General features: G+C 54.3%; 26 protein-coding genes and 1 riboswitch. Of the genes, 8 read left to right on the top strand and 18 right to left on the bottom strand.

What is annotated here, in order from left to right:
• Positions 1-10 precede the first annotated feature (10 nt).
• Together RB620_RS23285 and RB620_RS23290 are read right to left on the bottom strand one after the other, a co-directional pair.
• Positions 11-1,951 (bottom strand): asparagine synthase-related protein, encoded by a 1,941-nt coding sequence (locus tag RB620_RS23285; protein WP_308098558.1) that lies wholly within the window; start codon positions 1,949-1,951, stop codon positions 11-13.
• Between the two features lie 221 nt (positions 1,952-2,172).
• Positions 2,173-2,958 carry a helix-turn-helix domain-containing protein gene (locus tag RB620_RS23290; protein WP_308098560.1) on the bottom strand — a complete coding sequence of 262 codons (786 nt, stop codon included), beginning with the start codon at positions 2,956-2,958 and terminating at the stop codon, positions 2,173-2,175.
• Between the two features lie 178 nt (positions 2,959-3,136).
• Between RB620_RS23290 and RB620_RS23295 the strand changes: the two genes are divergently transcribed.
• On the top strand, positions 3,137-4,447 hold the full coding sequence (locus RB620_RS23295) for an aminotransferase class I/II-fold pyridoxal phosphate-dependent enzyme (protein WP_308098562.1): 1,311 nt from the start codon (positions 3,137-3,139) through the stop codon (positions 4,445-4,447).
• A gap of 49 nt (positions 4,448-4,496) precedes the next feature.
• Here the strand turns inward: RB620_RS23295 and RB620_RS23300 are convergent, their stop codons facing one another.
• The 7 genes from RB620_RS23300 to RB620_RS23330 form a co-directional block, all read right to left on the bottom strand.
• Positions 4,497-5,753 carry an ABC transporter permease gene (locus RB620_RS23300; protein WP_308098564.1) on the bottom strand — a complete coding sequence of 419 codons (1,257 nt, stop codon included), beginning with the start codon at positions 5,751-5,753 and terminating at the stop codon, positions 4,497-4,499.
• Entirely contained in the window at positions 5,753-6,508 is a 756-nt protein-coding gene (locus RB620_RS23305; RefSeq protein WP_308098566.1) for an ABC transporter ATP-binding protein, read from the bottom strand. Before RB620_RS23305 ends, RB620_RS23300 begins: the two co-directional genes overlap by 1 nt.
• Positions 6,509-6,678: 170 nt before the next feature.
• Positions 6,679-7,998 (bottom strand): S-layer homology domain-containing protein, encoded by a 1,320-nt coding sequence (locus tag RB620_RS23310; RefSeq protein WP_308098568.1) that lies wholly within the window; start codon positions 7,996-7,998, stop codon positions 6,679-6,681.
• A gap of 111 nt (positions 7,999-8,109) precedes the next feature.
• Positions 8,110-9,630: a DEAD/DEAH box helicase gene (locus tag RB620_RS23315; protein ID WP_308098570.1), complete on the bottom strand. Its 1,521-nt coding sequence runs from the start codon at positions 9,628-9,630 to the stop codon at positions 8,110-8,112.
• Between the two features lie 25 nt (positions 9,631-9,655).
• On the bottom strand, positions 9,656-10,429 hold the full coding sequence (locus tag RB620_RS23320) for an SDR family NAD(P)-dependent oxidoreductase (protein ID WP_308098572.1): 774 nt from the start codon (positions 10,427-10,429) through the stop codon (positions 9,656-9,658).
• A gap of 92 nt (positions 10,430-10,521) precedes the next feature.
• A complete protein-coding gene (locus tag RB620_RS23325) occupies positions 10,522-10,983 on the bottom strand; it encodes a chemotaxis protein CheX (protein WP_308098574.1) in 462 nt (153 codons plus the stop codon).
• A 131-nt stretch (positions 10,984-11,114) separates the two neighbouring features.
• On the bottom strand, positions 11,115-12,113 hold the full coding sequence (locus RB620_RS23330) for an HRDC domain-containing protein (RefSeq protein ID WP_308098576.1): 999 nt from the start codon (positions 12,111-12,113) through the stop codon (positions 11,115-11,117).
• Positions 12,114-12,351: 238 nt separating this feature from the next.
• On the opposite strand from RB620_RS23330, the gene RB620_RS23335 reads away from it, so the two are divergent.
• Together RB620_RS23335 and RB620_RS23340 are read left to right on the top strand one after the other, a co-directional pair.
• Positions 12,352-12,648, top strand: coding sequence for a DUF3055 domain-containing protein (locus RB620_RS23335; RefSeq protein WP_308098578.1), 297 nt, complete (start codon positions 12,352-12,354; stop codon positions 12,646-12,648).
• Positions 12,649-12,698: 50 nt separating this feature from the next.
• On the top strand, positions 12,699-12,977 hold the full coding sequence (locus RB620_RS23340) for a hypothetical protein (RefSeq protein WP_308098580.1): 279 nt from the start codon (positions 12,699-12,701) through the stop codon (positions 12,975-12,977).
• An 84-nt stretch (positions 12,978-13,061) separates the two neighbouring features.
• Here the strand turns inward: RB620_RS23340 and RB620_RS23345 are convergent, their stop codons facing one another.
• Both RB620_RS23345 and RB620_RS23350 read right to left on the bottom strand, forming a co-directional pair.
• On the bottom strand, positions 13,062-13,820 hold the full coding sequence (locus tag RB620_RS23345; RefSeq protein ID WP_308098582.1) for a metallophosphoesterase: 759 nt from the start codon (positions 13,818-13,820) through the stop codon (positions 13,062-13,064).
• 40 nt (positions 13,821-13,860) lie between these two features.
• Positions 13,861-14,238 carry a PqqD family peptide modification chaperone gene (locus RB620_RS23350; protein ID WP_308098584.1) on the bottom strand — a complete coding sequence of 126 codons (378 nt, stop codon included), beginning with the start codon at positions 14,236-14,238 and terminating at the stop codon, positions 13,861-13,863.
• Between the two features lie 265 nt (positions 14,239-14,503).
• On the opposite strand from RB620_RS23350, the gene RB620_RS23355 reads away from it, so the two are divergent.
• The 3 genes from RB620_RS23355 (at position 14,504) to RB620_RS23365 (ending at position 15,843) form a co-directional block, all read left to right on the top strand.
• On the top strand, positions 14,504-14,821 hold the full coding sequence (locus RB620_RS23355) for a lasso peptide biosynthesis PqqD family chaperone (protein WP_308098586.1): 318 nt from the start codon (positions 14,504-14,506) through the stop codon (positions 14,819-14,821).
• On the top strand, positions 14,784-15,233 hold the full coding sequence (locus RB620_RS23360; RefSeq protein ID WP_308098588.1) for a lasso peptide biosynthesis B2 protein: 450 nt from the start codon (positions 14,784-14,786) through the stop codon (positions 15,231-15,233). The genes RB620_RS23355 and RB620_RS23360 overlap by 38 nt, the downstream gene beginning before the upstream one ends.
• Before the next feature lie 280 nt (positions 15,234-15,513).
• Positions 15,514-15,843, top strand: coding sequence for a helix-turn-helix domain-containing protein (locus RB620_RS23365; protein ID WP_308098590.1), 330 nt, complete (start codon positions 15,514-15,516; stop codon positions 15,841-15,843).
• A 10-nt stretch (positions 15,844-15,853) separates the two neighbouring features.
• On the opposite strand, the gene RB620_RS23370 is transcribed toward RB620_RS23365, so the two are convergent.
• The 6 genes from RB620_RS23370 to RB620_RS23395 all read right to left on the bottom strand — a co-directional run bounded on the left by RB620_RS23370 (position 15,854) and on the right by RB620_RS23395 (position 23,763).
• Entirely contained in the window at positions 15,854-16,015 is a 162-nt protein-coding gene (locus RB620_RS23370) for a hypothetical protein (protein WP_308098592.1), read from the bottom strand.
• 13 nt (positions 16,016-16,028) lie between these two features.
• Positions 16,029-16,112: riboswitch (cyclic di-GMP riboswitch) on the bottom strand.
• 31 nt (positions 16,113-16,143) lie between these two features.
• Positions 16,144-17,277 (bottom strand): glycosyltransferase family 2 protein, encoded by a 1,134-nt coding sequence (locus RB620_RS23375; protein WP_308098594.1) that lies wholly within the window; start codon positions 17,275-17,277, stop codon positions 16,144-16,146.
• An 18-nt stretch (positions 17,278-17,295) separates the two neighbouring features.
• Positions 17,296-18,333 carry a UDP-glucose 4-epimerase GalE gene (gene galE / locus RB620_RS23380; RefSeq protein WP_308098596.1) on the bottom strand — a complete coding sequence of 346 codons (1,038 nt, stop codon included), beginning with the start codon at positions 18,331-18,333 and terminating at the stop codon, positions 17,296-17,298.
• Between the two features lie 201 nt (positions 18,334-18,534).
• Positions 18,535-20,223, bottom strand: a complete 1,689-nt coding sequence (locus tag RB620_RS23385) for a type 2 periplasmic-binding domain-containing protein (protein WP_308098598.1) — start codon at positions 20,221-20,223, stop codon at positions 18,535-18,537.
• 101 nt (positions 20,224-20,324) lie between these two features.
• Positions 20,325-21,944 (bottom strand): response regulator transcription factor, encoded by a 1,620-nt coding sequence (locus tag RB620_RS23390; RefSeq protein WP_308098600.1) that lies wholly within the window; start codon positions 21,942-21,944, stop codon positions 20,325-20,327.
• Positions 21,925-23,763: a sensor histidine kinase gene (locus RB620_RS23395; RefSeq protein ID WP_308098602.1), complete on the bottom strand. Its 1,839-nt coding sequence runs from the start codon at positions 23,761-23,763 to the stop codon at positions 21,925-21,927. Before RB620_RS23395 ends, RB620_RS23390 begins: the two co-directional genes overlap by 20 nt.
• A 161-nt stretch (positions 23,764-23,924) precedes the next feature.
• On the opposite strand from RB620_RS23395, the gene RB620_RS23400 reads away from it, so the two are divergent.
• Positions 23,925-24,857, top strand: a complete 933-nt coding sequence (locus RB620_RS23400) for an ABC transporter permease (RefSeq protein WP_374121452.1) — start codon at positions 23,925-23,927, stop codon at positions 24,855-24,857.
• 224 nt (positions 24,858-25,081) lie between these two features.
• Positions 25,082-25,954 carry a carbohydrate ABC transporter permease gene (locus tag RB620_RS23405; protein WP_308098604.1) on the top strand — a complete coding sequence of 291 codons (873 nt, stop codon included), beginning with the start codon at positions 25,082-25,084 and terminating at the stop codon, positions 25,952-25,954.
• A 98-nt stretch (positions 25,955-26,052) separates the two neighbouring features.
• Here the strand turns inward: RB620_RS23405 and RB620_RS23410 are convergent, their stop codons facing one another.
• Positions 26,053-26,712 carry an RNA polymerase sigma factor gene (locus RB620_RS23410; RefSeq protein ID WP_308098606.1) on the bottom strand — a complete coding sequence of 220 codons (660 nt, stop codon included), beginning with the start codon at positions 26,710-26,712 and terminating at the stop codon, positions 26,053-26,055.
• Positions 26,713-26,730: the final 18 nt, after the last annotated feature.

Here is a 26,730-nt window from a genome sequence, read left to right on the forward strand (position 1 = left end):
TCACCTCCCTTCAAGCATATTTTTTGGTGAATCTGTATAAGATCAAGCTTCGCATCAAGATACAGAAATCCGCGTCGAACGGCGTTTCGGGTCTTGATTGTTCTTGAAATCTTTCGATTGCTTTACGCACGACCGGGACGTTAACGTACTCTGCCATTACCGGATCGTGAATGACTTGGCGAAGCTCGTCGATGAAAGCTCCCCATACGGGCAACATGCGATGAATGCCGTCTGCTCCTTGGATTCCCCGCTTGCGTTGATTCAATCTGACTTCATCCGGAAGGAGCTTCTCCGTCGATCTTCGAATGAGCGCCCGATCCATTCCGTTCTGCACGCATTGCTCCTCCGGGACGGACAAACAGAATTGGATGACCCGAAGATCGTTGGTTGGATCCCGGTCCCACAGCGAATAACGGAGCGAAGCTTTAGTGCCAAAAATGCCGTTTACATTCCAGGAATAAGGCTGCTCGAAATGTTTTCTCCTTGCGGCATAAACATCCGTGGTTGTAGCAAAACCCGTCGGATTAATGCCAAGCTTCTGCAGTCTCCGATTGACGTCGGTTCTTTCCGCCAGCGCGGGATTGATGAGGTTCGGATAATCGTAATGATTCCTTTTTCTCCGTTTGCTTCGCATGGTCGAATAAGCCTTGTGAGCGACAGCCCTCCAGACATTCTGTTCCGTGACGCCCACCCTATCGCTATGTTGTTGAATTTCTCTATAGAGATTGATCCATTTCATTCGTTTCAACAAATTCGCGTAATGCGATAACGCGGCTCCCCAAGAGATCGTCGAATTGCCTCTGCCTCCGCTTAAAAGCACGCCTACGCCTTGCTCGCGGGCCATTTCGTGAATACCCGCGATCCAATAGGAATTTCCAAACACTTTATAGGGCATTTCAAGCAGGTCCAGCCAATCGTCAACCTCGGTCAAAGCGTTCCTGCCCCGAAAATCCAGGTAATGATCCTCGATGTTCCCTACATGGTTCACCGTGGATTGAATGTACGATCGTTCGTCCGGCAGCTTGTTATGGGGAGTCCAGTCGACGAAGTCTTCCAACGGGATATAACTGTAGGTAAACAATCGTTTATTGGATTGGTTCAAACCTCTGGCAGCCAAGCTAACAACGGAACCGGAATCGAGACCGCCGCTCAGCAGCGCCCCGACGTTCCGATGCGTCCGAAGCCTTGCCGACACGGCTTTCTGATAAACGTCAAGAAACGCCTCTACGTATTCGTCGTTCGACTTTAGCTTGAGCCGATCCCCCTGAACGATTCTGCAGTACCTGTTGATGTTGACTTTGTTGTCATGGACCGCAATGGAATGCCCCGGTGGCACCTGTTCAATATCCTTATACACCGTGTACGTGCTTTCGAGCGCCTCGGCCACCCCTGGATTCGCGAGATATTCGGCAATCCAATTCTCATTAAGATCATGGTGTACGAAAGGCAAAGTTAACAGCGGCCGAATAAGCGTACAGATGGCGAAGCTCTTCCTATTCCTGTAAAAATACAACGTACGGCTCCCCGAGAAATCCCTTGCGCCGAACAGCTTTTGTTTCCGCTCATCCCATATCAGAAAGGCAAAATCGCCGACTAAATATTTTGGGCTTTCTTCTTCCCACTTCTCGTAAGCCAATAACATCAGCTCGCAATCCGACATGCCGTTCCTCTGGTCGTGCCGGACCTGCAGCCTCTCGAACAACTCGTCGCGGTTGTCGATAATGGCGTCGGCGGCAATCGTCAGACGTCTGTCGGAATCATGGTACGGATTCGCTTCGCCGACGGATTCCGGCGTGATCCACTTTCCGTGGCAGCCAAGAAAAACATGATTCCGGTGCCAAACCCGAACATCGTCGGCCGGAAATTTCTCCATCGCTTTCATAACGCCAAGTCCATGTTCCAGAGCTGCCGGTTCATGATTCATATGAAATATTCCCGTTATTGCGCTCATCGGCTTCCCCCGTCATGATTTCTATATAACGAACAAATGTATGAAGAGAGCTCTATTTTCTGCCGTTATGTTACCTCTTTTTCGTTCTTTATTAAGAACATTCATAGAATATCATCACGTTTGAATACTGTCAACAGGCAAAATAAAAAGGCAAAATAAAAAGACGAGTCCGCGCATTCGCGCATTCCCGCCCTGTTTTCCCGTTTCGGCCTTCTCGTTATTCATCTAATTTCCGAAGGACTCCGTCCCGTATATTGCTTGAACTGTCTGCTGAAGAAAAAGATGTCGCGATAGCCGAGCGCGTCTGCCACCTCGGTGACGTTCATGCCGGCATGCATGAGCAAATGCTGGGCGCGCTCGATGCGCGTCCGGATCATATAGGTCTGCACCGACATGCCGATGAGCTCCTTGAATTTCATGGAGAAATACCTTGGAGACAGCTGGGCTCTGGTCGACAAATCCTCGACGCGATGCGCGATACCGGGATTCTGCCGGATGTAATTGGCCACCTCGTGAATCGCTTCCGTGAGCTGGTTGCTCGCCTTCTTCTCGACCGGCGCTTGGTTATCCGCGCGGAGCAGCTGAATGAGCAGCGACTTCAGCACGAGGCGCGCTTCTTCTTCGGCCGCGTACGTGCTGACGAGAAACAACCGGACGTAACGGGATAACATATATTCGAAATCTACCGTATCATAAAGCATCCGGTACCGTTCCGGCACGGCCTTGATTTCGCCTTCGACGGCAAAATGGATATACGTCAGCACCAGCGGGCGCTGCGGATGATGCGTGGCGCTCGTGTAGTCTCCCGGGCGGAACAGGAAGCAGCTCCCTTTCCCTACCTTGTAATGGACCCCGTTCACTTCCACTTCGCCTTCTCCGCTCCACACGTAGAACAGATCGAAGTTCGCCATCGGCTTCTCCCGCCTCGCCCATCTCCACCCCGGCTCGCAAACGATCTTGGCGAACGCGGGCAGCAGCCGGAGCGATTCCGGCGATATTCCAAGCATAATTCTTTCCTCCCTTGACGCAGGACAGCATTATTTTTATTATAATTCAACTTAGCCGGCAAGCAACGAAAAAAATTGCGCTCGAGAATGGTCTGGCAAGCGTAAAGATGGTATAATATCACGAACATTAAAATGCAATTTACTATGAATCATTTTTCGGAAGGATGGAATTCACGCCATGAACCCACTGGCCCAGCAGTTAAATGAGACGTTGCAGAGAGAAAACCCGAACATTTACGCGATGTTGTCGACGTTAGGCAAAGCGATCTATTTCCCGAAGGAAGGCATTCTCAGCCAATCCGCCGAAGCCAAGGCGAAAGCGAAGAAGTTCAACGCCACGATCGGAATCGCGACCGAAGGCGGCGGGCCGATGCATCTGAAGCTCATTCAAGACACGCTCAGCGCCTATAATCCGAAAGATATATATGAATATGCTCCTCCGGCGGGCAAGCCGGAATTGCGGAGCGCTTGGCGCTCTAAGATGATCAAGGACAATCCCTCGCTCGAAGCGAAGAGCTTCGGCAATCCGATCGTCACGAACGCCCTCACGCACGGCCTGAGCATCGTCGCCGACCTGTTCGCGGACGCGGGCGACGCCGTTGTCATTCCGAACAAAAACTGGGAAAACTACGAACTTACGTTCGGCGTTCGACGCGGCGCGGAAATCGTGGAATACCCCTTGTATAACGAGCAAATGAAATTCAACAGCGCCGGCTTGCGCGAGTCGCTTCTCGCCCAGAAGGACAAAGGCAAAGCGATCGTGCTGCTTAACTTCCCGAACAATCCGACCGGTTATACGCCAGGACCTCAGGAAGGCGACGAAATCGTCGCCGCAATCCGGGATGCCGCCGAAGCGGGAATCAACGTGGTTGCCGTTACCGATGATGCTTATTTCGGTTTATTCTTCGAGGATTCCCTGCAGGAATCGCTTTTCCCTAAGCTCGCCGGACTTCATGAGCGCGTGCTGGCCGTCAAGGTCGACGGAGCGACGAAGGAAGAATACGTATGGGGGTTCCGGGTCGGCTTCATTACGTATGCTTCGTCCTCCGGTGCGACGCTTGCCGCCCTTGAGCAGAAGACGCTGGGCATCATTCGCGCCACGATCTCGAGCGGTCCCCATCCTTCCCAGACGTTCGTGCTACATGCGCTGCAATCGCCGGAGTTCGAAGCTCAGAAGGCGGAGAAATTCGAAATCATGAGACGCCGCGCCAATTGCGTCAAGTCGCTGCTCAACAGCGGACGTTTCGGCGACGTATGGGACTACTATCCGTTCAACTCCGGATATTTCATGTGCCTCAAGCTTAGCGGCGTTACCGCTGAAGCCGTGCGTACGCATTTGCTCGACGAATACGGCATCGGAACGATCGCGCTAGGCGAGACCGATCTGCGCGTCGCCTTCTCCTGCATTGAAGAAGAGAACCTCGAAGAGCTGTTCGACACGATTTACAAGGCGGTTACGGAAGTGGCCGGGGCGTTACGAAATCAATGATTGCAACGAAGGCCGGACAACGCGATTCATCGCGTCGTCCGGCCTTCAATCATTCTTCCTCATCCGCCTCAAGCCGGAGCTTCCTCCGCATGCGCGCCGGACGAATCGCGAAGGCATACAGCAGCAGCGCAGCTGCCATCGCGATCGGCGAAGCGTAATAGCCATCCCAGAGCAGCGGCAGGGACGCGGGCAGCCACAGGATCGCGAGTCCCGCAAGCAGCGCCGCCCGATCCAGTCTCGCATATTGCTCCCATTGTCCATTCTTCGGGAGCGGATAAATGTTTTTCCAAACCGTATAACGGTTTACATGCCGGAGTCCGCCGAGCTGAAGGGCGAATACCGAGGCGAAGATCGCGTAAGGGATCAGCACTCCCCAGCCCGCCAAGGACGCGGCATCCGCCGACCAATACGAAACAAGCCCGCCTAGAAGAAGGAGACGAATCAGAATGCCCCCGATCTCCGTTCGCAAGAGCGATGCCGCGAACAAATACACATAGGCGTTATGCTGACCGTACCGGATGCGCGGCATGATCCACGACAAGTACGGCCTGCGGGCGATGCTGGACGAGACGACCGGCACGTCGATGAACATGCCGAATGCCGTATAATACCGTTTGCGGGTCGTTTCTTCCTCCCGGATCAGCTGCTCCCAAGGGAATCTCTGATTTCGCGGGAGGCGGTATGCGGCCGCTCCGAATACGAAACAGAGCAGCATGAACGCGGCAGCTTGCAAGACTGGATAGGTTAACCATGCGCCAATTACGGCAGCCGTCAGCAGCCATCTTCCCAATCGGAATGCGATCCGGATCATGCCCCACGACATGCGCCTCTCCCGCCATGCTCCGTAATGGCCTCCGCCTTTCAGCGCAAGGAACGCCGCGGCCAGCAGCCATGGGCTTGCCTCGCCTGATCCGCCCTGATAGATTGGCATGTAAAGCAGAAACACGGCCACCGCTGGCAGCGCGCTCCATCTGATCGAATAACGAAACGACCTCTCCAAATAAGGCCCCATGCCATGCTCCCGAGGCATCAAATAGACAACGTCGGCGGCCGCCAGCCAGGTCCGAAGCGGACTCCAGCAAAGCACCGGCGTCAAGGCGGCGATGCCGACTTCCGTCACGGGAAAACCCGGAGGCAAGTCTCTGATCAATTGCACGTATCCGATTACCGACACGATAAGAATCAATGATAGAAAAGAAGGAAACCCGCTCTGCGCCATATATCGCAAATACGGAAAGATCTCCTTGCGGAACGCCTTCGCACGCGCGCCCCATAGCTCCGCCAATCGGTTTCGGGACGCGTCCATCAGCTTTCCCCTCCGGCTACGAGACGGTAGAACGCATCCTCCAGCGATCCATTCCGGCCTTCGAATCCCGCGGCAGATCGGATCGCGTCCAGATTGCCTTGCGCCGCGATGCGGCCTTGATGCATGACGATGAACCGGTCGCAATACGCCTCAACCGTCGATAAAATATGCGAGCTCATCAGTATGGCGGCGCCTCCGCGTTTGACCTCGACAAGCCTGTCGAGCAGCGAACGGATGCCGAGCGGGTCGAGGCCAAGAAACGGTTCGTCGATAATATAGAGCGGCGGAGAGGCGAGCAGCGCGCTCATGATCATGACCTTCTGGCGCATCCCCTTCGACAGATGCGCGGCGAAAGCACCTCTCTTCTTCCTCATTTGGAATTCGTTCAGCAGCTCTTCCGCTCTTGATTCGTAATCTTCTTCACGTACGCCATAGGCCATGCCGCTTAACCGCAGATGCTCTTCTACCGTCAGCTCATCGAACAAGACGGGCGATTCCGGCACATAAGCGAAGGCCGAACGGTACTGCTCCGGCGATTGCGCGAGACGTACACCTGCCACCTCCACTTCCCCTTGCTGGGGAGTCAGCAGCCCCAAAATATGTTTGATCGTCGTGCTTTTGCCCGCTCCGTTCAGACCGATCAAGCCGACCATCTCGCCCGGCCGAATATCGAAGCCGATATCGTGCAGCACCGGCCGCTTCGGGCTGTAGCCCCCGGTCAATCCTTGCACTTGCAGCACTTTCTCCGCGTTCATGTTTTCGTCACCACAGCTTTCCATTATTCCCCTGATTGCACTCTTAACAGCATACCGAAGTTGAACGAAAATTTCAAAACAAAGAAGAGGCTGCCGCCTCCGCATTCAAGCTGCGGGGGGACAACCTCTTCCTATCGGGCTTGGAAATGTCCAAGCGATAATAGCGCCAATTATTTGATCGTGATCGTTTTGACGATGTTGTTCTCGCCTTTCACTTCGACGAGCTGGCCAACCTTCAGCAAGGAAACGTCGCCGACAACCGTTACGTTCGCGTCTACGTTGTAGATCAGCGTCGTCGTCGTGTTGTTGGATTCCGCGCGCGTTACCGTAATGGTAGCGAGCTTCGCTTGGGCGTTGAAGTTCAGCGTGTTCACGATGCCGAGCTCCGTGAACGCCGTCGTTACCGGGGCTTTCTCCGTTACTTCGATGAACACGACTTTGTTCTGGTACGTACGGATGAACAGCTTGTCGCCGGCTTTCAAGTCGGCAATCGTCGCTTTTTTGTCGTCTCTGAAGATAAAGACGCTTGGATCGACGGCAAGCGCCAATTCCGTGTTATCCGATTGAACTACAGTAAGCGAACCGTTCGCGGAAGCCTTCAGCGTGCCTTGGATGGCGCGAGCGTCGTGGTCCGGCATTTCGCCGTCCGTTCGGTCGAGAAGCGCTGCCAGCTCTGCGCGTGTAACCGGTTGATTCGGACGGAACGTCATGTTGCCGTGTTTGTCCTTGTAGCCCGTAATGATGCCCTTATCCAGCGCAAGCTTCACGTAGCCCACGGAGCCGGCCGGAATTTGGTTCGCGTCCTTGAAGTCCAGCTTCGTGTTGTTCAACGCTTTTGCTTCATCTTCCAGCTTAAGCGCTTTGATTAACAGGATCGTCGACCAGAGACGCGTCGCTTTTTCGCCAGGCTTGATTTCCGTTTCGGTTTCGGCGAACAGGTCGTTCTCTAGCGCTACCGATACGTAGCCGACTGCCCATGGGTATTTTTTCTCCAGCTTGTCCGCGTCCTTGAAGTTCAGCTCCGTGTTCATCTCCGCGGAGGATTCCGCTTGCTCGCGCAGACCCATCAGCCTGACAGCAGCCGTCAATGTTTCGATGCGGTTAATGTGCTGATCTGGTTTGAACGTGCCGTCTTCATAGCCGGTGAACACGCCTTTGGCCGCGAGACGCATAATGTATTCAAGCGCCCATTGCAGCTGCTCTTCGTCTTTGAAATTCCATTTTACTTTATATTTGTCGTCGTCGTCGCCCCAGCCTTTGTCCTTGTCCCACTTGTCGTCATTGTCGTCTTCGTCGTCATTGTCGTCATCGTCGTCGTCGTTGTCGTCATCATCGTTGTCCCACTTATCGTGGTCGCTCCAGCCTTTGTCGCTGTCTCTTCCTTTATCGTAATCGTTCGATTGCGCGAATGCCGATGTCGCGCCGCTTGCCAGCATCAGAACCGCCGTTGCGGTAATCGCCGTTTTTTTCCATAATGTGTTCTTCGTCATAATAGCCACTCTCCTTTGAACGTTAGCGGGATGCCGCTTTTATCCTTCGCCCATAAGTTTCGCAAGGGGAAGTTCGTTTTAAGGGGTGGCTATTAAAAAAATTCGATAAATCTATTCTTTTTTCGCGGAATCGCGTTTCTCTTTCAACCATTTCGGAGCGCCTTTGTTCTTGCCGTCGCGTTTCTTCTGCTCCTTCGCCTGGGCTTTCGACACGGGTTTTGCCGTTGGTTTTGCGGCCTTGCCGTCAGCTCCGGCTGCAGCGCGTCCCGCTTGCTTGGAGACGGACTTCGCCCCCACTCTGCCAACCCTTGGCCCGCCCGGCTCGGCCGCGCTTACGCTCGCCGGTTTACTTGCTGCTCCGGCAGTGCCGGCCGGCCGCCGCTCGGCGGACTCGGCTCGTGCTGACGTTCTCGCCTCCGCCCGCGCTCGGCCAGCCGCTCCTTCCGTGCCGCCGCTTCTGCCGGCACCCGGGCGCGTCGCCTCGCGAAGCTGCTCATCCGACAGCAGCTTGCCGCGGAACATCGTCCGCTCGCTTAGGTCGATGCCAAGCGTCTTGCGGAATTTATTCACGATAAACAGCTCTTGCGGCGTAACGATCGTAATGACGGTTCCGGGCTTGCCCATCCGTCCCGTTCTTCCCGCGCGATGAACGTAATGATCCGCGTCCACCGCGGGATCGAGCTGAAGCACGAGCGGCAGCCCCTCGATATCCAGTCCCCTGGCCGCGACGTCCGTGGCAAGCAGAAGCTGGCAGGTGCCTTCGCGGAACCGCGCCAACGTCGCCGCGCGCCGCTGTTTGTCGGAATCGCCGTACAAGGTTTCGACGGCGAAGCCCTCGTACTTCAGCTTCGCCTCCCAGTTCGCGATCTCGTTCGTATCGTTCAGGAACAGTAGGGCAGAAGCCGGGTTAAGCAAACGGATCAACCGTCTGGCCGTATCCGTCTTGTCCCTGCGGTCGCTGACGACGTAGAGGTTGTCGATTGTTTGCGAAACGCGATGCTCCATTGCGAGCTGGAAGCGGACCGGATCCTTCATCCAACGTCCTTCGTATCTGGTCATCTGCTCCGGGTACGTCGCGGAGAAAAAAGCCGTCTGGCGATCCTTGCCCATCGCGAATAGAACCGCCTCGAGTTCCTTCTCCGAGCCGAGCTGGAACGTCTGATCCGCTTCGTCGATGACGACGAAGCGCACCTCATGCAGCTTCAGCTTCTTATTCTTCAGCAGCTCGTGAATGCGGCCCGGCGTGCCGATAACAAGTTGCGGCCGCAGCTTCAGCTTCTCGACCTGGCGCTTCATCGCCGCTCCTCCGATCAGCTGCTGCACGCGGATGCCCAGCGGCTCCGCGTAACGCTCCGCGACCCGGACGATCTGCATCGCAAGCTCCTGAGTCGGCGAGACGACGACCGCTTGAATCGAACCCGATTCGGTATTGATCCGCTGCAGCAGAGGCAGCAGGAACGCCAGCGTCTTCCCCGTTCCCGTCTGCGATCGCGCCGATACGTCCTTGCCCGCAAGCAAGGCCGGTATCGTATCCGCTTGCACGTCGGTAGGCTCCATGAGCCCGTGTCCGATTAAAACCTCCGCTAGCTGCCCATTAAGGCCTATTTCTGTCCATGCATTGCCGTTTCCCATAGATAACCCCTCTTAATCGCTACGTTTATTTTCGATTAAACAATCCGCCGAACAGCCGGTCCGCCACGCGCGGGAACAACCCGTACAGCTTAATGCCAAGCGATGCCGCATGCGGCAAGTCAAGCTCGGATTTCTTCCGTTCCATGACGCGGACGATCGCATTCGCCACGTATTCCGGCTTCATCATAAACCAACCGACGTTTTTTGCGTACGAGCCCGTCGGATCCGCGATGGCAAAAAACTCGGTGTCGATCGGTCCCGGATTAATTGCGGATACGCGGATGCCTTGGCCTCTAAGCTCCATCCGAAGCGAGTTCGTGAAGCCGAGGACGGCATGTTTGGTCGCGGTGTAACTCGTCGACTTTGCCGAACCGATCTTGCCCGCCATCGAAGCCACGTTCACGATATGCCCGCCGCCTTGCTTCAGCATGTACGGAAGGACGGCTTTCGTGCAACGCACGATCCCCATATAGTTCGTGTCCATCATCGCTTCGAATTGCTCTACCGGCATGTCCGCGAACGTCTCGAACTGTCCGTAACCGGCATTATTTAATAAGATGTCGATTCGGCCGTATTGCTGGATAACTTTGCGAACGACCGCCTCTACCTGCCTCATGTCGGTTACGTCCATAACATAATAAGAACAATTGCGGCCGATCGCCGCAGCTTGTTTCGCAAGCCGGGCTTCATTCCTCCCCGTCAGCACCGGCACGGCTCCGCGCTTGGCCAGCAGCGCCGCCGTCAGCGCGCCTATGCCGCTTGAGGCACCGGAAATCAGCACCACTTTCCCGTTCAACATGTCTCATCACCTTTTCGAACACGCGTTATCTGTAAGTTTACTGCACTCTTCCCGGGGAAGCAAAAAAAGCTCCCGCAGGAGCTTTCTTCCGCTTACGAAGCAATTAGGACTTGAATGTCGAGCTCGCCGATGCCATCCATAATAAGCGGAATCGTCAACGCTTGCTTCGCGCTGAACCCCGCGGATTGCGCGGAATGAATGACCTTCGGCGGAGTGATGTCGACCTTCACTCCTTGATTGTATAACATGGTGCTGGCATTGCCGCTGATCATGTTGCCTAGTTCGGAAATGGCGCTTCGGGAAATTTCGTCAATCTCGGAGATGACGAATCCTCCCATCATCGCGGATACCATCCGAAGTGCTACCTGTTCGCTTAGTCCGAATACAATATCACCGTTCATCTGTCCGTTGAGGCCGATCTGAATCCATATGTAATTCTCAACAAACTTAATGTCCTTGAGCCCTAGCTGTCCTGTCGCAGGCCGTATTTGAACGACTTGCTCAATTACGATTTTTGCAGATTCAAGAAACGGGTTTATATACTCTGCCTTCATAACGAGGAAGCGCTCCTTTTTTCTCGACAAAATTCGCAATTTGTCTATTTGACAACTATTATACTCGAATCACTAGGACAAGTATACTAGGAATGACGCATATCCTCCTTTGGTCCTAGTTCAATGTTCGGTCATACGGCTTTGCTGCCGCTCTTCCGACGGTAGCGGATTCGCATGAGGCGAAGCCGCTCATACCATTGCTCGACCTGACGGCCGGACTTTCCATCTTCCCCTTGGCCGTAAACCTGTTCAAGTACCGGCTTCAAATAACGGTCGCCCATCGCGGCCATCGCATCCCATATGAGCTGCTGCTCCGATTGCGGCACCTCGCTAAGCTCCCGGTCGACGAACGGCTCCACGTCGTAGCCTTCCGCCTCCAAATCCTCGATCCGGATCAGAAGCTCGCGACGGGACAAGGACAGATCTTCCTCCAGCTGCTTCAGCTGACCGCCTTGCTGGAGAACGGTCAGAATTCTTTTCTTCTCTTGCTGGCGATCCATCAGCAGTTTGTACTTGTTCTCCTTTTGTTTATACTGCCAAGCCGCATAGACATCGGGATCCAATCGGTCCTCTACCCAGTCCAGCGGGAAGGGTGTGCTTCGAGAGGCTTCTGCCGTAACGGCGAGCACGTCCGCTCCGTAAGAGGCATGTTTCATCTTGCCCCAGCCAGGAATTTGGTTCAATTCCTCTTCCGTTTGCGGGACGAATGCGCTGATCATCCATAACATCCGGTTCGTCGCGACGAGATAGGCGGACTTCTTCTCTGCGGCCGCCGCTTTCCTGCGCCACTCGCGAAGCGCCTGGAACAGCTCTTGGTCCGCGTTCAGCTCACCATAGCAGTGCAGCATGGTCATATAGCCGCCGCCTGCGGTACGCGGCCCTTCCAGCATGCCATCGATGACGGGAGCGTAACCGGCACCCATTACTTTGGCGACGCCGTGCCTGAAGGAAGTAATCATCTCTTCCCAAGAGGTTCCTTCGAACCAAACGGTCGAGCTTTGCCCGCTTTCTTCCTCTTCCTGCCACTCAACGGACCACTGCCCCTGGTCTTCTCCGATAAACAGCCGGGCGCTTCCGTTCCCCGCTCCTTCCGCGTGTTTCTCGAACGTGTTCATAAATACGATTTGCATCCTGTCACTCACCTTTCGCATTTTGTAATGGTCGCGAATACCGCAAACGACTTCTCTTGTGCAACAAAAAAAGCACCTCTTCCGCCATTCGGCAAAAGAGGTGCTTCCTCGTCGTTCAAGTATTCGATTGGTTACATGCTATCATATCGTTATAACGTTGACAAGCTGAATTTCATGACTCTTCGCGCGAAAGTCATGTATAATAACAACAATCAAGCTTGAACAGGAGGTGCTCCACATGCAATTGCCTAATTACGATTTCCTCTCGGATTCTACAGAAGATACATCAACCCGATTCGTCACCTTCATTACGCCAAGCCTGAAGCGGTTCGACCTTGCCGTCTTGACGACGAACCGGTTCTACGGCAAGAAGCTGGTAACGGACTTGCAATTCGGCAAAACGGCCATCATCGGCCCCGACGATCTCGAGGAAGAAGGTTATTTGGAATACGCGTTCAAGCTGTCGGAAGAAGAGGCGGAGGAGCTGCGGCAGTTTCTTTATTTTGTCGTTGGCACGGTGAATTTTACGGATTAATCGGGGCATTCTAAAGCGGTAACGACCACCATCCGGGGAGGAACTTGCCAGTGTATCTAGGCGATCATGATGACCGTGACTTTAACCCAGACGTATCGACAGCCGAATCGCATCGGAATGACTTATTCGCCGAAGAGTTCCCGGAAGGGCCATACGGCTCGGATCTGATCAGCGAATCGCTCGGGAAAAGCTCGCCATGGCGCATGAACCAGCACGCGCAAAGCGCGTACGGTTACGAGAACAAGGCTTTGCACGCGGGTCTGGAACGCGATTATCCCGGCGAAGACGATTATCGCACGGGGGTTCCAGAGGTACAAGACGAACCGTAATCGCAAGCTAGCCGAACTCCCATAAGCGCAAGCAACGCCCAAGGCGTTAAGCGTGAAAACCGCTTATGCCTTGGGCGTTGCTGTTTATAAATCGTGAATCGTCACTTCGCTTCGCACCATGAATCTTGCGTTTACGCCGGCTTGCCCGATGCCTTTCGAAATATAATAAGGACCGCGCTTGCCGTTGTGAAGGCCTTTGTATATGCCTTGCGTCGAGAGTGGGCCTTTCGGTTTGAATGCAAAGAAAAAAGGAATATTCATCTGTTTGCCGTGAAGATGTCCGGCCATCAAATAGTCGAAGGGACGATCGATCTCCAACACCACGTTCGGGTCGTGCGTAATAACGACTACCGGCTCCGGCCCGTTAATCCCTTGGAACGACGCCTTGATGCGGCTATGGCCCGTACTGTAATTGTCGATGCCGACAAGCCTGAAGCCCGGCAGCTCGACATGGCTGTTCCGCAGAAGCGGAATTCCTCTGGCGCGAAAACGTTCGGTCAGATCGCGAAGGCGGGGAAGCTCGTAATCATGATTGCCGAGCACGGCGTAAGCCGGCACGCCGGCTGCCTCTATCACCCGCAGATAACGATCCAGCGAAGGCAAATAACTCCTTTTATACGTAAAGTCCCCGGTCAAAAACACATAATCCGGTTTCTCCGAGCGAATAACGGCTTCGAGCCTTTGCGGCGTAACACGCAGCCGATCCACGTGAAGATCGCTAACTTGCAAGACCCGTATGCCGATGCCGAGCGGCATTCGAACGCGTTCGATCTTCAACCATTGCGTCGGCCAAATAAATGCCAAATAAAACAGCAAGGCCGCGCACAAAACGATGGACAACATGATTATCGTTTCTTTCAGAAGCCCCGCACCTCCAATCCCCTTAACAGGATAAGCTGAACTGGATGAGACGCTCCTTGGACAGCTTCGCGAGAAAACCGAATACCTCGGTCTCGCATGTCATACGATCAATATCATACTCAAACAACAGCTTGTTGACAACTTCGCCAACGGAGAGCGGTTCCCGGATCAAATCCCATATTCGGCTTCCGATCTCATTGAATCGATACGATTTCCCTATATCCAGCCGAAGAACGGATAGCGGCTCTCCGAATAAGCCTTCCTCGACGATCTGTTCCTTCTTCAACCGAATGACATGCAAGTAAGAAGAAAGCGAATAAGGAACTTCACCCGGCATCATGACTTCCGCATGCGTATCCAAATCGAACACCTCGTATCCGAACGAATCTATTGTTCTCAATAAAGAACAACATCATGATCTTAACATTCGTTTTCCGCGATTGTCAATGCGAGCCAGGTTCACCCCGACTTTCGCCCATCCTCGAATCTGCTGTTGACAACCCATTGCGTTGATGATAACCTACAATTAAGTTCTTAATAAAGAACAACTTTCCTTTTCTGATAGCCATCATAGAACGCAAGATTCAGCTTATCCCCTTATATTAAGGGGGATTTTCAGCTGTTTCATCCGTTCTATAACAAGAACACTTTAAGGAGGCGTCAACATGTACGATCAACAACCACTCGCTTTAACGGACCTCGTATCATCATGCAAACAGAACATAGTCAGCGACATGGGCGGCGAGAAGGTAATGCTCAGCGTCCGCAATGGCAACTACTACAATCTAGGCGCGATCGGCGGCCGGATTTGGGACGGTATGAACGAGGCGGTTACCGTTCAGGCGCTCATCGAAGAATTAACAACCGAATTCGCCATCGAGAACGAACAATGCGAAGAACAGGTTATCGCTTTCCTAGAACAGCTTCGAAAGGAAGGTCTGATCCTTGTTAACGAAGAGAATACGAACGTTTCTCTCGCTTGATCGGCATACCGTCCTCTTATTCATAGAGGCTTTTCTTTTTTTGGGGCTGGCCAAACTTCAGCTGCTCCGCACCTTCGCAAAAGTTGCTCCCAAGTTAGGTTCCAAGACGGAGGAGACTTCTCTTCAATGCGACGATAAGCATATCCAAACGCTAAAGCGCGTCAGGTCCGCCATAAGCGTCATGAGCCGGCATACGTTCTGGGACAGCAAATGTTTGGTTCAGGCCATGGCTGGGATGAAAATGCTCGAGCGGCGCGACATTCCCAGTACTTTATACCTTGGCACCGCCAGAGACGAAAACGGGAAGCTTATCGCGCACGCGTGGCTTCGCAGCGGGTCGCTATACGTTAGCGGGTCGGAAGTCATGAACAAGTTCGTCGTCGTCGAGAAATTCGCTAAGCATGCCAATTAGTCTATCAGAAGTCTCGGCCGCCTTGCAAAAATCCAGCATACCGATAAACCATTTCAGCTGCAGCAAGCGTTCCCGCGCATGCTGCAGCTGAATGTTTGCCTGGTTCCGATCATGGGCGACGTTGTCTATTAATGCACATTAATTTACTTATAATTCCAATTAGTCCTATTCCATTGCATCATGAGAACCAATCTCCGTTAATTTGCTTTCGTAATTGCAATTAATTCGTTATAATAGAGATCAAATTGTTGTAATTGCGCTTGCAAAGGAGGCGTCTGCTATGATTGGAGAAAGGATTCAGATGTTTCGCAAACGGAAAGGCTTTTCGTTAACCGAGCTCTCTCAACGGGCAGGAGTTGCGAAATCGTATTTGAGTTCCATCGAGAGAGGACTCCAGCAGAACCCTTCCATCCAATTTCTCGAGAAGATAGGCGAGGTATTAAACGTGCCAGTCGAGGAGTTCGTAGGCCAAGAACAAGCGGAAGGCGATGCCGTCCACTTGGATCGGGAATGGGAGAATCTTGTCCGGGAAGCGATGGCTTCCGGCGTAAGCAAAGAACAGTTCAAAGAATTCCTCGAATTTAATAAATGGAAATTCAACCGCGAATAACGCTGTATGCCTATACAGCGTTTTCTTTTATGATCAATTGCCCCTGCTCTTGAAGGATACGCAGTACCTTGCTCACTTCTTCCGTCGTGAGGCCCTTCGAACGCGCGCTCAACATCAGCTCTACCCACTCCGCATCCAATTCCTGCTGGTTGTCCGATATAAATCGTGTCATCCTAAAATCCCCCATCCGATTGGGGCGGTTGCACCACTGACTCCATGCGTTTAAGGTGCCCAGATACTAAACGCACTTCTTCGTCTCCCATATAATATGTATTGATGTCCCACAACAAAAATAATAGCTCATCTGGAACGAAGATGCTGTCGCTTTGTGTCTCCAGAATTTGAGAGATTGCTTCTCAATTTGTCGAATTTCTTGGAATCGAATGTCGATAATGTAACGATCATCCAATTTCGAAGCAAACTTTTCCGGAATTGCCTGCGTCCTTCCCGGTCCAAATAGGCAATATCTCCTTTGCGAACGGCGTTCACGAAGCGTAATCGGATACGCCTGGCCGACGGCTCATGGTTCACGCTGCCTATCACTTCGGGAAGCCGGCACATCGCCGCGATCGACGAGCGTCGTTCTTCCTGGGTCAGCTTGCTCAAATAAAGATTTTTCAGGTATGTGCGAAGCGTATTCAGGAGCATCAAATTGATGCCGATAAGATGAGCCTCCCGCTCGTCCTCCGGATAATGCGCGTTGATAACCATTCGTTGAACGCGGTAACCGGCGACGGCGTCCTGAACCAGCTCCGGCATGTAGCGGCTGGTTAAACCTCCGGCCCTGTAATAGTAGAGCGGTTCCGGGATGACGACGACAGTGCTCGCCTGCAGAAACATTTCGAGATTGTAATAAAGATCGTCCCCGAAAAATGTGAACGGCTCCAGGTAGGTTCCGCAGCTTAAGACCAGCTCCCTGCGATATAGCTTGCCGTGAAGGTAAGCCGGGAAAGCATGCCCGTGCAGGAAGGATGGGACTAAGCCGGCTTTGATATCTTCTCCCCGGTATACCGTCTGCTGCCTGAAGTAGCTGCTGGTGTTCGAGCGTTTGATCCAAGCGGAGCTGTCAAGCACCCGGTATGTATTGCATACCGCGATATCGGCGCCGTGGACGTCGGCGATGCCGAGCAGCCGATCCAGCATCGCTTCGTCCAGCCAGTCATCCGCATCCACAAACGCGATATAGGGAGATGTCGCAAGCTCCGCGCCCTTCCGCCGCGCCGCGATGCTGCCGCTCCTCGCTTGCTCGACGAAGCGGACCCGGCTGTCCTTCGAGGCGTATTCGGCGCAGATCGCCCGGCTATCGTCCGTCGAGCCGTCGTTGACGAGGATGACTTCGATCGCGGCGACGGTTTGGCGCAGCACGGATCGAAGGCACTGATGCAGCTTTCCTCCCGCGTTATAGACGGGGATGATGACGCTAACCTGACTCACGGCAGTCACCTCTTCGAATTAGATTGGTTCCGCGTAAGCAACGCTGCCCGCGTATCCTCTCGGATTGGCGACCTGCCAGCGCCATGCGTCCGCGCACATCTCCTCGATTCCGCGAACGGCGCTCCACCCCAGCTCCAGGTTCGCTTTGGCCGGATCGGCGAAACAAGCCCCGATATCACCAGGTCTCCTTTCCGCGATGCGGTAAGGAATCGTTCGGCCGGATGCCTGCTCGAACGCCTTGATCATCTCCAGCACGCTGTAGCCCCGCCCCGTCCCAAGATTATAAATATGCAAGCCGTCTGCTTGATCCAGCTTATCGAGCGTCTTCAAATGCCCTTGCGCCAAGTCGACGACATGGATGTAGTCCCGTACGCCGGTGCCATCCGCCGTATCGTAATCGTTCCCGTATACCGCGACTTCCTTCAGCTTGCCTACCGCGACCTGCGCGATATACGGCAGCAAATTGTTCGGCATGCCGCTCGGATCTTCGCCGATCCGCCCGCTCTCATGCGCCCCTACCGGATTAAAGTAACGAAGAATCGCAATCCGCCACTTCGGATCGGAGCTCGCCAGATCCTGAAGCATTTGCTCGATCATCTGCTTCGTCCGGCCGTACGGATTGATCGCGCCGATCGCGGCTTCTTCCCGGATCGGCATTTGATCGGGCATGCCGTATACGGTCGCCGAAGAGCTGAAGAGCAAGCGGTACACGCCGAATTCCTCCATCGTCTCGCATAACGTCGTCGTGCTCATGAGATTCTGGTGGTAATATTTCAGCGGCAGTTGAACCGACTCTCCCACCGCCTTCAGTCCCGCGAAATGAATAACCGCTTCGATGCGATGCTCGCGGAACACCTTACGCAGCGCTTCGCGATCCATCAAATCTTGAATATACACGGGAAACGCTCTGTTCGCGATTTCGGCTACCCGATCTAATGCTTCCCCGTGGCTGTTCGACAGATTATCGACGACGATGATGTCTCGCCCTTCGCGAAGCAGCTCCACACAAGTATGGCTGCCGATATAACCCGCCCCGCCTGTTACCAATATAGCCATGTATGATCGCCTCCGGCTTTCGTCATTCTTGAGAAAGAACGATCGTTTCTAATTTCGTTCTTAATTAAGAACATTGTAACATACGGTTCCGCTTTTGTCTGCTATAACGAACAATCGTTTAACGACTTTGAATAAAAAAAGAACCGAGCCCTGCGAGGAAACGCCCGCGCAGGACTCGGCTTTTTTATTCGAATTAATCGTTTATTTCGATACGGACTTGAACCACTCGTTCACTTCTTTCGTCACTTGTTCCCCGCCGTTTGTTTTCCAGCTGGCAACGAACTCGTCGAAGGCATCGACGGGCAGCTTGCCGTAGATGATTTTGTTGAACGTTTCAAGCTCGGACTGGCGAAGCAAGTTCCATTTTTCGATCATCGCCGGCGTTGCCGCTCCCGTGAAATAGTTTTGCTTGCGGATGTCGATTTGCGACATGACCACTTTGGCAGCATACCAGTTCTCCGGCTTGCGGAAGGTCGCCAGCTGCTTCTCGTAAGGCGTCTCCGGCGTCTGGCCGTCAGCCAGCTTGACGAGCGTGCTCATGTACAAATCCGGAATGCGCGCCGGGCCGGTAATGTACGGGAACTTGTCGAAGAAGTCTTTGATCTTCTCCTTGTCGCTTGTCGGTTGCCCGTCGATCATATCCCAGTCATACCCTTGGGCGAAGCCGAATTCGAACTCGCTGCCCACGGCAGGGTTAGCCAGGTTTTCAAGCAGGTAGTTGTAATATAAAATGATCGCTTCCGGGTGTTTGGCGTCCTTGTTGATCATGAAGCTGCTGTTGACGCCGGAGTTCTGCCACTTCGTACCGATGAGACCGTCCGGACCGGCAGGAATCGGATAAGCTTTGTACTGCGAGCCCGGCACGTTCTTGATAAGATCGGGAGCCGGCCAGTCCGGCACCCAGTTCGCTCCGGGCAAGACGCCCGCGTTGCCTTTGGTCCAAATTTCGGCCGATTTGCCTTCGTCCCACAGCGCGGAGTCCGGGTGGATATACCCTTTCTCCATCCATTCCTGCAGCTTGGCTAACGCTTGTTTCGCCCCTGGATTGACGGAGCCGTATTCCAGGTTGCCGCTTGCGTCCTTGTTCCACTGCTCTTGCACGGAGCCGTAAGCGCCGAACAGCCAGTCCAGGCCGCCCATCCAAGTGTTCGTATTGTTTTTGAGCGAGATCGCCAGCGGATAGACGTCCTTCGGAGCCAGACCGTCCGGGTTCTCGTTTTTGAATTTATCCATGATGACTTCAAGTTCGGTGATCGTCTTCGGCGCTTCGAGCTTCAGCTTCTGCATCCAATCTTCGCGAAGCCACAGGATCGTGTCGTCGTTGTCCGTGTATTCCATGATCGGCAGGTTCCACTTCTTGCCGTCCTTCGTGAACGGATACCAGAGCTCCGGATTTTCTTCGGCATGGGCTTTCCACGTCGGGCTTGCGTATTTATCGAACAGCTCTTCGATCGGAAGGAACTGGCCGGAATCGATCAATTGGTTCGTCAGCACGGGATCGGTCGGCACCATCACGAAATCCGGAAGCTTCTCCCCCGACGTCAGCGCCAGCTGAAGCTGCTGTTTGTATTGATCGGAGCCTGCCGGATACCAAGTGTCCTTGTGCTTGATGCCCAGCGTCTCCAGCATCCAGCGGTCATGAACGTTGTTTTCTTTCGTTTCGCCTTTGGTGTATTCGCGGGGCATAATGATCGTGCTGATCTCGATCGGCGGATCGTATTTGCCCTTCTCGAACGCCAGATCGGCTTCGGACTTCGTCGCGGCTTCCGTCGCTTCCGGACTAGCCGATGGATCCGCAGTCGTCGCGTTGTTGTTGCCCTCTTTGCTGCATGCCGACACGATCAGCATCAAGGCAATGAGCGGCAGCCACAGCTTTTTCATTTTGTTCATTTCGATTACCCCCTGCTGTGTTTGATGTGGTTACAAATGAGAGTTTACCAACAGGCGCAGGAGGTCATCTATAGGATAATTTCAGTTTCCATAGGACTCTGTCATGTTGTTTGATGGCCTTCCCGATACTCCTGAGGCGTCATGCCGAACTGTTTTTTGAACACCTTGATGAAGTAGGCCGGGTCCAAATAACCGATGTCCGCGCTAATCTCGTACACCTTCTTATCCGTCGATATCAGCTTGTGGCAGGCCATCTCCATCCGCAGCCGGGAGACGAAATCGCTGACGCCTTCGCCGGTTTCGATCTTGTACAGCTTGGACAGATGTGTCGGATGCAGGTTGACATGATCGGCCAGCGCGCGCAGCGAGACGTCGAGATGCAGGTTCGCTTCCACGAAGCTTTGAATTTTCTTCACGTAGACGGACCGGTTGTCCTTGACCTCGCTGGACGACCTCTCCTTCAGCTTGCCGAGCGCGCCGAACGACCAGCTCCGGAGCTTGCCGATGGAAGAGAATGACTCTCCGCTTCTTAAGAGCTCGATGTCGTCCCGGCCCAGGGCGCCCTCCAGCGTATAGCCGTTGCGGTGGCAATAATGCGTAAAGGAGGATGCGATCAAATAACCCGCTTCCAGGCAATGCTCCCAGGAATCGGACCACTTTCCGTCCAGCTCCGCCAACGCTTCGGCAAGCTTCTCTTCCGCCGACTCCCATCTTCCCGCTTCCAGCAAACTCTTAAGGCTGGGAGGGGAATGAATGACATCCAATACGCCCTGCGACACCCCGTGGTCCAAGTCGCCGGCGCGTATGACGAATTCCCTTTCGTCCCCGACGATCTGCCTGAAATACGCAAGCGCGTGGCGGTACCGGTCCGGAAGATTGCCGGGGAACAGGAACGGCTCCGTCATGACGATGGACAACGAGCCTTTTAAGTACTGCTTCACTTTCGCCTGCAGATGCATGGCCGATTTCTCCAGATTCGTTTCCTTCCTCGCAGCCGGAAGCTCCTCCTTGAATTGCAGCAAAAACGCAAGATATCCATGCTCTTCCTTGACGCCCCATACATAAGCGAATTCGCCGAAAATTTCTTCGGCGATGTTCATGATGGCGTATTCCATCAAATGATGCCCTTTGTTTCGGTATTGGCCGAACTCCTCTTCCATCCGGACAAGCATCAGCGCGCATTCGCCGAAGCGGAACGGCAGCTCGTAGCTATCGAGCTTGCGCTCCCATTCCTCGGCGGGCAGCCGCTCGCCGCGAAGCGTGCTGAGCAGCAGCTGGCCTCGCAGGAGCGGCAAATTTTCCCGGAGGATGTGGAGTGTCCGCTCGTGCGAGCTGACCGTTCCCCATTCGGCCTCGAGCTGTTCGATCGCGGATTTGACGGAACCGAGCAATTCCTGATCGGTCGGCGGCTTCAGCAAGTAATCCACGGCTTGATTGCGAAGCGCCTCCTTCGTGTATTCGAAGTCGGAATAACCCGACAGAATGATGCATTTGATGCGCTTGTCGCGCTCGCGGACGATCTCCAACAGCTCGATCCCCGTCATCTCCGGCATCAGCACATCGGAGATGATGATATCAATCGGATGGGTGTCAAGGATGCGCAGCGCCTCTTGCGCGGAATATGCCTTGTGGACCGTTTCGATGCCCAGCGTATGCCAGGGCTTGGTCGTGGATAAGTTGTCTACCCAATGGGCTTCGTCGTCAACGATGATCATTTGCATGTGTTTGTCCCCCTTCTCGCGTATCCGAATCCCGACGTACATCCGCCGCGGCCGGAAGCTCCCAAACCATCTCGGCCCTTAATCCTCCCAGCTCCGACCTTCCGAACGACAGCCCCGATTTGTCCCCGAACAGATGGATGATGCGCTGGTTCGTATTCCAGAAGCCGTATCCCATGTCTTCCCGAAGCGGCTGCTTCATCTGGCGATTGAGCGCGTCCAATTGTTCTTCGGTCATACCCGGACCGTCGTCGTCCACGCAGAGCTTGCAGAAGCCGTCCTTCATCTCGCCGGTCATTCGGATCTCTCCCGAGGCGTACGACTTCCCGACTCCGTGAATGACGGCGTTCTCGACGACCGGCTGCAGCATCAGTCGCGGGACCTGCTGCTTCAGCATCTCTTCCGGAATGTCGATCCGGTAATGAATTCTGCCGTTGCGCAGCTTCTGGATGTCCAAATAATTGACGATCAATCCCGTCTCCTCTTGCAAAGAAGCCGTCGGACGCTCCAAGCGGGTCATATACCGGTAGTAAGCGCTCAAGTTATGTCCCATGGAGACGACGGCCTCTTCGTCCTTCATTTGGGCCATGTTGATCATATAGCCGATGCAATTATACAGAAAATGCGGGTTGATCTGCGCCTGCAGCTGCTTGAGCGTCGCTTCCCTGGCCCGCAGCTTCTCGTTCAGGACGTTTTCGATCAGACTCTGGATCTGCTTCGACATATCGTTGAACCGGTAAAACAAAAACGCGAATTCGTTGTTCACGTTGGAGCTGATCCTCACAGAGAAATCCCCTCGCTGCACGCTCTGGAGGCCGAGGATCAGCTTGCGGATCGGGCGCTGCACGTTCCGGTACAGCAAGACGGAGGCGGATATGCCCACGACGAACAGGAACGCCATCGCCGCGTAAAACAAGTTGCGGCTGAACGAGATCGGTCCCAGAATGCGGTCCAGCGGCACGATATCCACCAGATGCCAGCCGAGCGAAACCGATTTTACCGCGCTGATCAGGTATCTTTTGCCGTCTAATTCCACGACCTTCTGCATCGTATCGCCGAGGTCCTGCCTGTCCAGCAGGCTAGTCAGCTCGCTTGCCATCTCCGCGTTGGCGCTGCGGTTCAGGATCGGCGCGATTCCCTTATGGTAGAACATCGGGTCGCCTTGCCCGCCGGACTTGTACGTGTCCAGCATGTTCTGTATGTTCTCGTGGTAGAAGCTCGCCTGCACGACCAGATTGCTGCCGCGCAGCGCGTCCTGCTGGCCGAACGAATCGGTGTAGAACCAGTGGAACGCCTCGGAGGTTCCCGGTCCCGGCGCTTCGCCGTCGCCATAGATCCACTTGCCGGCCACGTTCCGCTTCAAGTAAGCCTCGTCATAGCTGACCATTGTCTTCGCGTTCGATATCGCTTCTTTGTTCTGCTGCGAATAGACGGTAAACTCGACCGGCCAGATGTTCATGACCCCGGACTGCAGCATCATTTTCTCCTGGATGACGTATTTCGTTTGCATCCGGTCGTACAGATCGTCCCAGATGTTGAGGCCATTGAATTTCCGCACGTTGGGATCCTTCGAGAACGTGACCACAAAATCCATCGTCTGGTTGACCCGCGATTCGATCTGGCTGGACAGGAACGACAGCTGCTTGATGTTCGACGCTTTGAGTTCCTTGTCGATGACGTTCGACGAGACGCCGTTGGAATAGGTGAAGAACAGGATGACGGGGATAAATAGGATGATGATCAGCCCGTTGATTTTGGCGAACAGGCTCGTCTTGGAACCTACTTTTCTCCTGACCTTGCCGATGCTTCCGCGCAGCTCCATGCTTGTCCCCCTTGGCAAATTGCTCTACAAAACCCTATCGATCCTAACAAAGTCTTATAGTTCGATGATCATGGGCATTGTTAATATATATAGCAGGGCTTCGCCTCGGATACAAATGAATTTTTTGAGAGAGGGAGAGAATGATGGACCCAATGACTTCGATGCAGCTCAGACCTGGCGCGGGCCGGAACGCTCGGAAGAGAACGGGATACCGGGTGCCGTGGATCCTGCATCTGATGGTTCTTCCCGCCGCGCTGTCCGTATTCGTTTTTTCCTACCTGCCCATGGGCGGGATCGTCATGGCCTTCCAGGATTACAAGGCCGCACTCGGCTTTACCGGCTCGCCGTTTGTCGGCTTGAAACATTTCCGATATATGTTCGAGAATGACTATTTTATCAAAATCACGATGAATACGCTTCTGTTCGCCTGCTCCAAAATCGTCTTGAACCTGATCGTGCCGTTCACGTTCGCTTTGCTGTTGAACGAAGTTCGGCATATGGGCTTCAAACGGTCGATCCAGACGCTCGTCTACCTGCCCCACTTCCTGTCGTGGGTGACCCTCGGCGGCATCCTGATCGACCTGCTCGCACAGACCGGCATCGTCAATCAGCTCTTGTCGAACTTGCTTGGCATCAAGCCGATCTTCTTCCTCGGCGACGGCACCTGGTTCCGGCTCACGATTATCTTCAGCGACGTCTGGAAGGAATTCGGCTTCAACACGATCATTTTCCTTGCCGCGCTTGCCGGCATTAACCCGGCCTTGTACGAAGCGGCAGAGGTCGACGGCGCAAGCCGCCTCAAGCAAACGCTGCATATTACGATCCCATCGCTCGTTCCGATTCTCATCGTCGTCGCGACCCTTGCGCTCGGCAGCGTGCTGAACGCGAACTTCGACCAAGTGTTCAACCTGTACAGCCCGATGATCTACCAGCAGGGCGACATCATCGATACGTTCGTCTACCGCGAAGGTTTGCTTAGCGGCCAATTCAGCTTCGCGACGGCCGTCAGCTTGTTCAAATCGGTCATCGGCCTCGTCTTGATCGTCGTCTCGTACCGTCTCGCCTACAAGTTCGCGGGATATCGCATTTTCTAGCTTGAACGTTGCAAATGCATAATAGTGCGTGTTCAAAAAGTCCGATTTTCAGTACCGAGAAGGTTGAATGAAGATTAGGGAATGAGGAGCGGAGCGTAGTGGAAGCTACGTGAGCACCGGAAGTCCCGGCTGAATTCAAGATTCGATGTCGACATGCTTCTCGAGTTACTTCGTAATCAAAATTGGATTTTTTGAACAACCTCTGATGGGAAGGGTGATCTCCTGTGTATCATAAAACGCTGCCATACCGGCTATTCAGCGTGTTCAACTACTTCATTCTGGCCGTCATTTCCATCGGTTGCCTGCTGCCGCTGTTCCATCTGCTAATGGTGTCCTTCAGCGATACGTCGGCGGCGAACGCGGGGCTCGTCACGTTATGGCCGATCGGCTTCACGACGGAGGCTTACGCGAAGACGTTCGACAACGCCAACTTCCTGACCTCCCTTTGGGTATCCGTGAAGCGGACCGTGATCGGCACGGCGCTTGCGCTGGCCGTCAACTCCGTAGCCGCGTATGCGCTGTCGAAGGACAACCGCGTATTCCGGGGGCGGAACGTGTACTTGTGGTATTTCGTCGTCACGATGCTATTCAGCGCCGGTCTCGTGCCGGCCTACGTCCTCATTCTGAAGCTGGGTCTGATGAACAGTCTGTTCGCCTTGATCCTGCCCGGCCTCGTGGCGGTCTATAATATCATTCTGCTCCTCAACTTCTTCCGGTCCGTACCGAAGGAGCTTGAGGAAGCCGCGTTCATCGACGGGGCCGGCTACTTGCGCAGCTTCGTCTCGGTGTTCCTCCCGGTCTCGCTGCCGGCGATCGCGACAATTGCCTTGTTCACCATGGTCGGCCACTGGAACGCGTACTTCGACGGCTTGATTTATATGAAGGGAGCCGAAAATCTGCCGCTTGCCAGCTTCATGCAAACGCTGATCGTACAAGGCAGCACGACCGGCTTCGATCCGGCCGTCATCGCCAACATGTCGCAGCGGACGCTGCGCGCCTCCCAAATCTTCATCAGCGCGCTCCCGATTCTGCTGGTGTACCCATTCCTGCAGCGTTTCTTCGTGAAAGGGATCGTCATCGGGGCGGTCAAGGAATAGTGCGGTTGGAGTCGCGAAAAAAAACGAAGCCCTTTCGCTTCCCTGCGGGAAGTCGAAAGGGCTTCGTGCGTGATGCGCGGCCTAGCGGAGGATGGCTTTCAGGTTCCCGTCCTCGCGGCCATAAACAGCGGCTTCGGGTCGTCGCACATGATGCAGCCGGTCCAGAGGTCGATCGCGGCCAGTTGGCCGAACGGGACGGACTGGGCGGATCGTCTTCCGCTCTTGGAGGTTGATCGGGCGCCCCGGACTTGCTCTGACTTTTGCTCCAGATCGTACGACAAGCGGCAAGAACGCAGCTTCTCCCGCGCGCGGAACAGCTGCGACCGGACGGCGGACATCGTCATGCGAAGCCCGCCGGCAATCTCGATCATCGTGAAGCCGAAGTAATCGGCGAGCAGCCAAACGTTCAGCTGGCTTGCGGGCAGCCTCGCCGCGACCCACTCGAGCCAGCCTCTTATTTCGAAATAACAGGTATCCCTGCGCCCCTCTTCCTTCGGACACAGCCCAGAATCCTCTCTCAGCCTGCGCTTCCGGAACTGGTCGATCCGTTTGTTTCTTGCGACCTTCATCAGGAATGCCCTGATCTCTTTGATTTCGCCCTGCCGTTTGTAATAGCGGAAGGTCAGCGCGACCGTCTCCTGCAGCAAGTCTTCCCCGTCCCAGACCGAGCCTGTCAAATAAACGCAATAGTGGCGAAGCTCCGGCAGCCAAAGCTTCACGGCTTCTTCGAATGGCAGCGACGATGTCATTTGATTCATATGATGCAGCTCCTTTCC

The organism is Paenibacillus sp. LHD-117, assembly GCF_030929555.1.
Classification (GTDB): domain Bacteria; phylum Bacillota; class Bacilli; order Paenibacillales; family Paenibacillaceae; genus Pristimantibacillus.

What these genes read in the sequence shown, in the direction of transcription:
- RB620_RS23285 (WP_308098558.1), bottom strand. Translation starts at nt 1,951, where the DNA reads ATGAGCGCAATAACGGGAATATTTCATATGAATCATGAACCGGCAGCT.
- RB620_RS23290 (WP_308098560.1), bottom strand. Translation starts at nt 2,958, where the DNA reads ATGCTTGGAATATCGCCGGAATCGCTCCGGCTGCTGCCCGCGTTCGCC.
- RB620_RS23295 (WP_308098562.1), top strand. Translation starts at nt 3,137, where the DNA reads ATGAACCCACTGGCCCAGCAGTTAAATGAGACGTTGCAGAGAGAAAAC.
- RB620_RS23300 (WP_308098564.1), bottom strand. Translation starts at nt 5,753, where the DNA reads ATGGACGCGTCCCGAAACCGATTGGCGGAGCTATGGGGCGCGCGTGCG.
- RB620_RS23305 (WP_308098566.1), bottom strand. Translation starts at nt 6,508, where the DNA reads ATGAACGCGGAGAAAGTGCTGCAAGTGCAAGGATTGACCGGGGGCTAC.
- RB620_RS23310 (WP_308098568.1), bottom strand. Translation starts at nt 7,998, where the DNA reads ATGACGAAGAACACATTATGGAAAAAAACGGCGATTACCGCAACGGCG.
- RB620_RS23315 (WP_308098570.1), bottom strand. Translation starts at nt 9,630, where the DNA reads ATGGGAAACGGCAATGCATGGACAGAAATAGGCCTTAATGGGCAGCTA.
- RB620_RS23320 (WP_308098572.1), bottom strand. Translation starts at nt 10,429, where the DNA reads ATGTTGAACGGGAAAGTGGTGCTGATTTCCGGTGCCTCAAGCGGCATA.
- RB620_RS23325 (WP_308098574.1), bottom strand. Translation starts at nt 10,983, where the DNA reads ATGAAGGCAGAGTATATAAACCCGTTTCTTGAATCTGCAAAAATCGTA.
- RB620_RS23330 (WP_308098576.1), bottom strand. Translation starts at nt 12,113, where the DNA reads ATGCAAATCGTATTTATGAACACGTTCGAGAAACACGCGGAAGGAGCG.
- RB620_RS23335 (WP_308098578.1), top strand. Translation starts at nt 12,352, where the DNA reads ATGCAATTGCCTAATTACGATTTCCTCTCGGATTCTACAGAAGATACA.
- RB620_RS23345 (WP_308098582.1), bottom strand. Translation starts at nt 13,820, where the DNA reads ATGTTGTCCATCGTTTTGTGCGCGGCCTTGCTGTTTTATTTGGCATTT.
- RB620_RS23355 (WP_308098586.1), top strand. Translation starts at nt 14,504, where the DNA reads ATGTACGATCAACAACCACTCGCTTTAACGGACCTCGTATCATCATGC.
- RB620_RS23365 (WP_308098590.1), top strand. Translation starts at nt 15,514, where the DNA reads ATGATTGGAGAAAGGATTCAGATGTTTCGCAAACGGAAAGGCTTTTCG.
- RB620_RS23370 (WP_308098592.1), bottom strand. Translation starts at nt 16,015, where the DNA reads ATGACACGATTTATATCGGACAACCAGCAGGAATTGGATGCGGAGTGG.
- galE (WP_308098596.1), bottom strand. Translation starts at nt 18,333, where the DNA reads ATGGCTATATTGGTAACAGGCGGGGCGGGTTATATCGGCAGCCATACT.
- RB620_RS23385 (WP_308098598.1), bottom strand. Translation starts at nt 20,223, where the DNA reads ATGAACAAAATGAAAAAGCTGTGGCTGCCGCTCATTGCCTTGATGCTG.
- RB620_RS23390 (WP_308098600.1), bottom strand. Translation starts at nt 21,944, where the DNA reads ATGCAAATGATCATCGTTGACGACGAAGCCCATTGGGTAGACAACTTA.
- RB620_RS23395 (WP_308098602.1), bottom strand. Translation starts at nt 23,763, where the DNA reads ATGGAGCTGCGCGGAAGCATCGGCAAGGTCAGGAGAAAAGTAGGTTCC.
- RB620_RS23400 (WP_374121452.1), top strand. Translation starts at nt 23,925, where the DNA reads ATGCAGCTCAGACCTGGCGCGGGCCGGAACGCTCGGAAGAGAACGGGA.
- RB620_RS23410 (WP_308098606.1), bottom strand. Translation starts at nt 26,712, where the DNA reads ATGAATCAAATGACATCGTCGCTGCCATTCGAAGAAGCCGTGAAGCTT.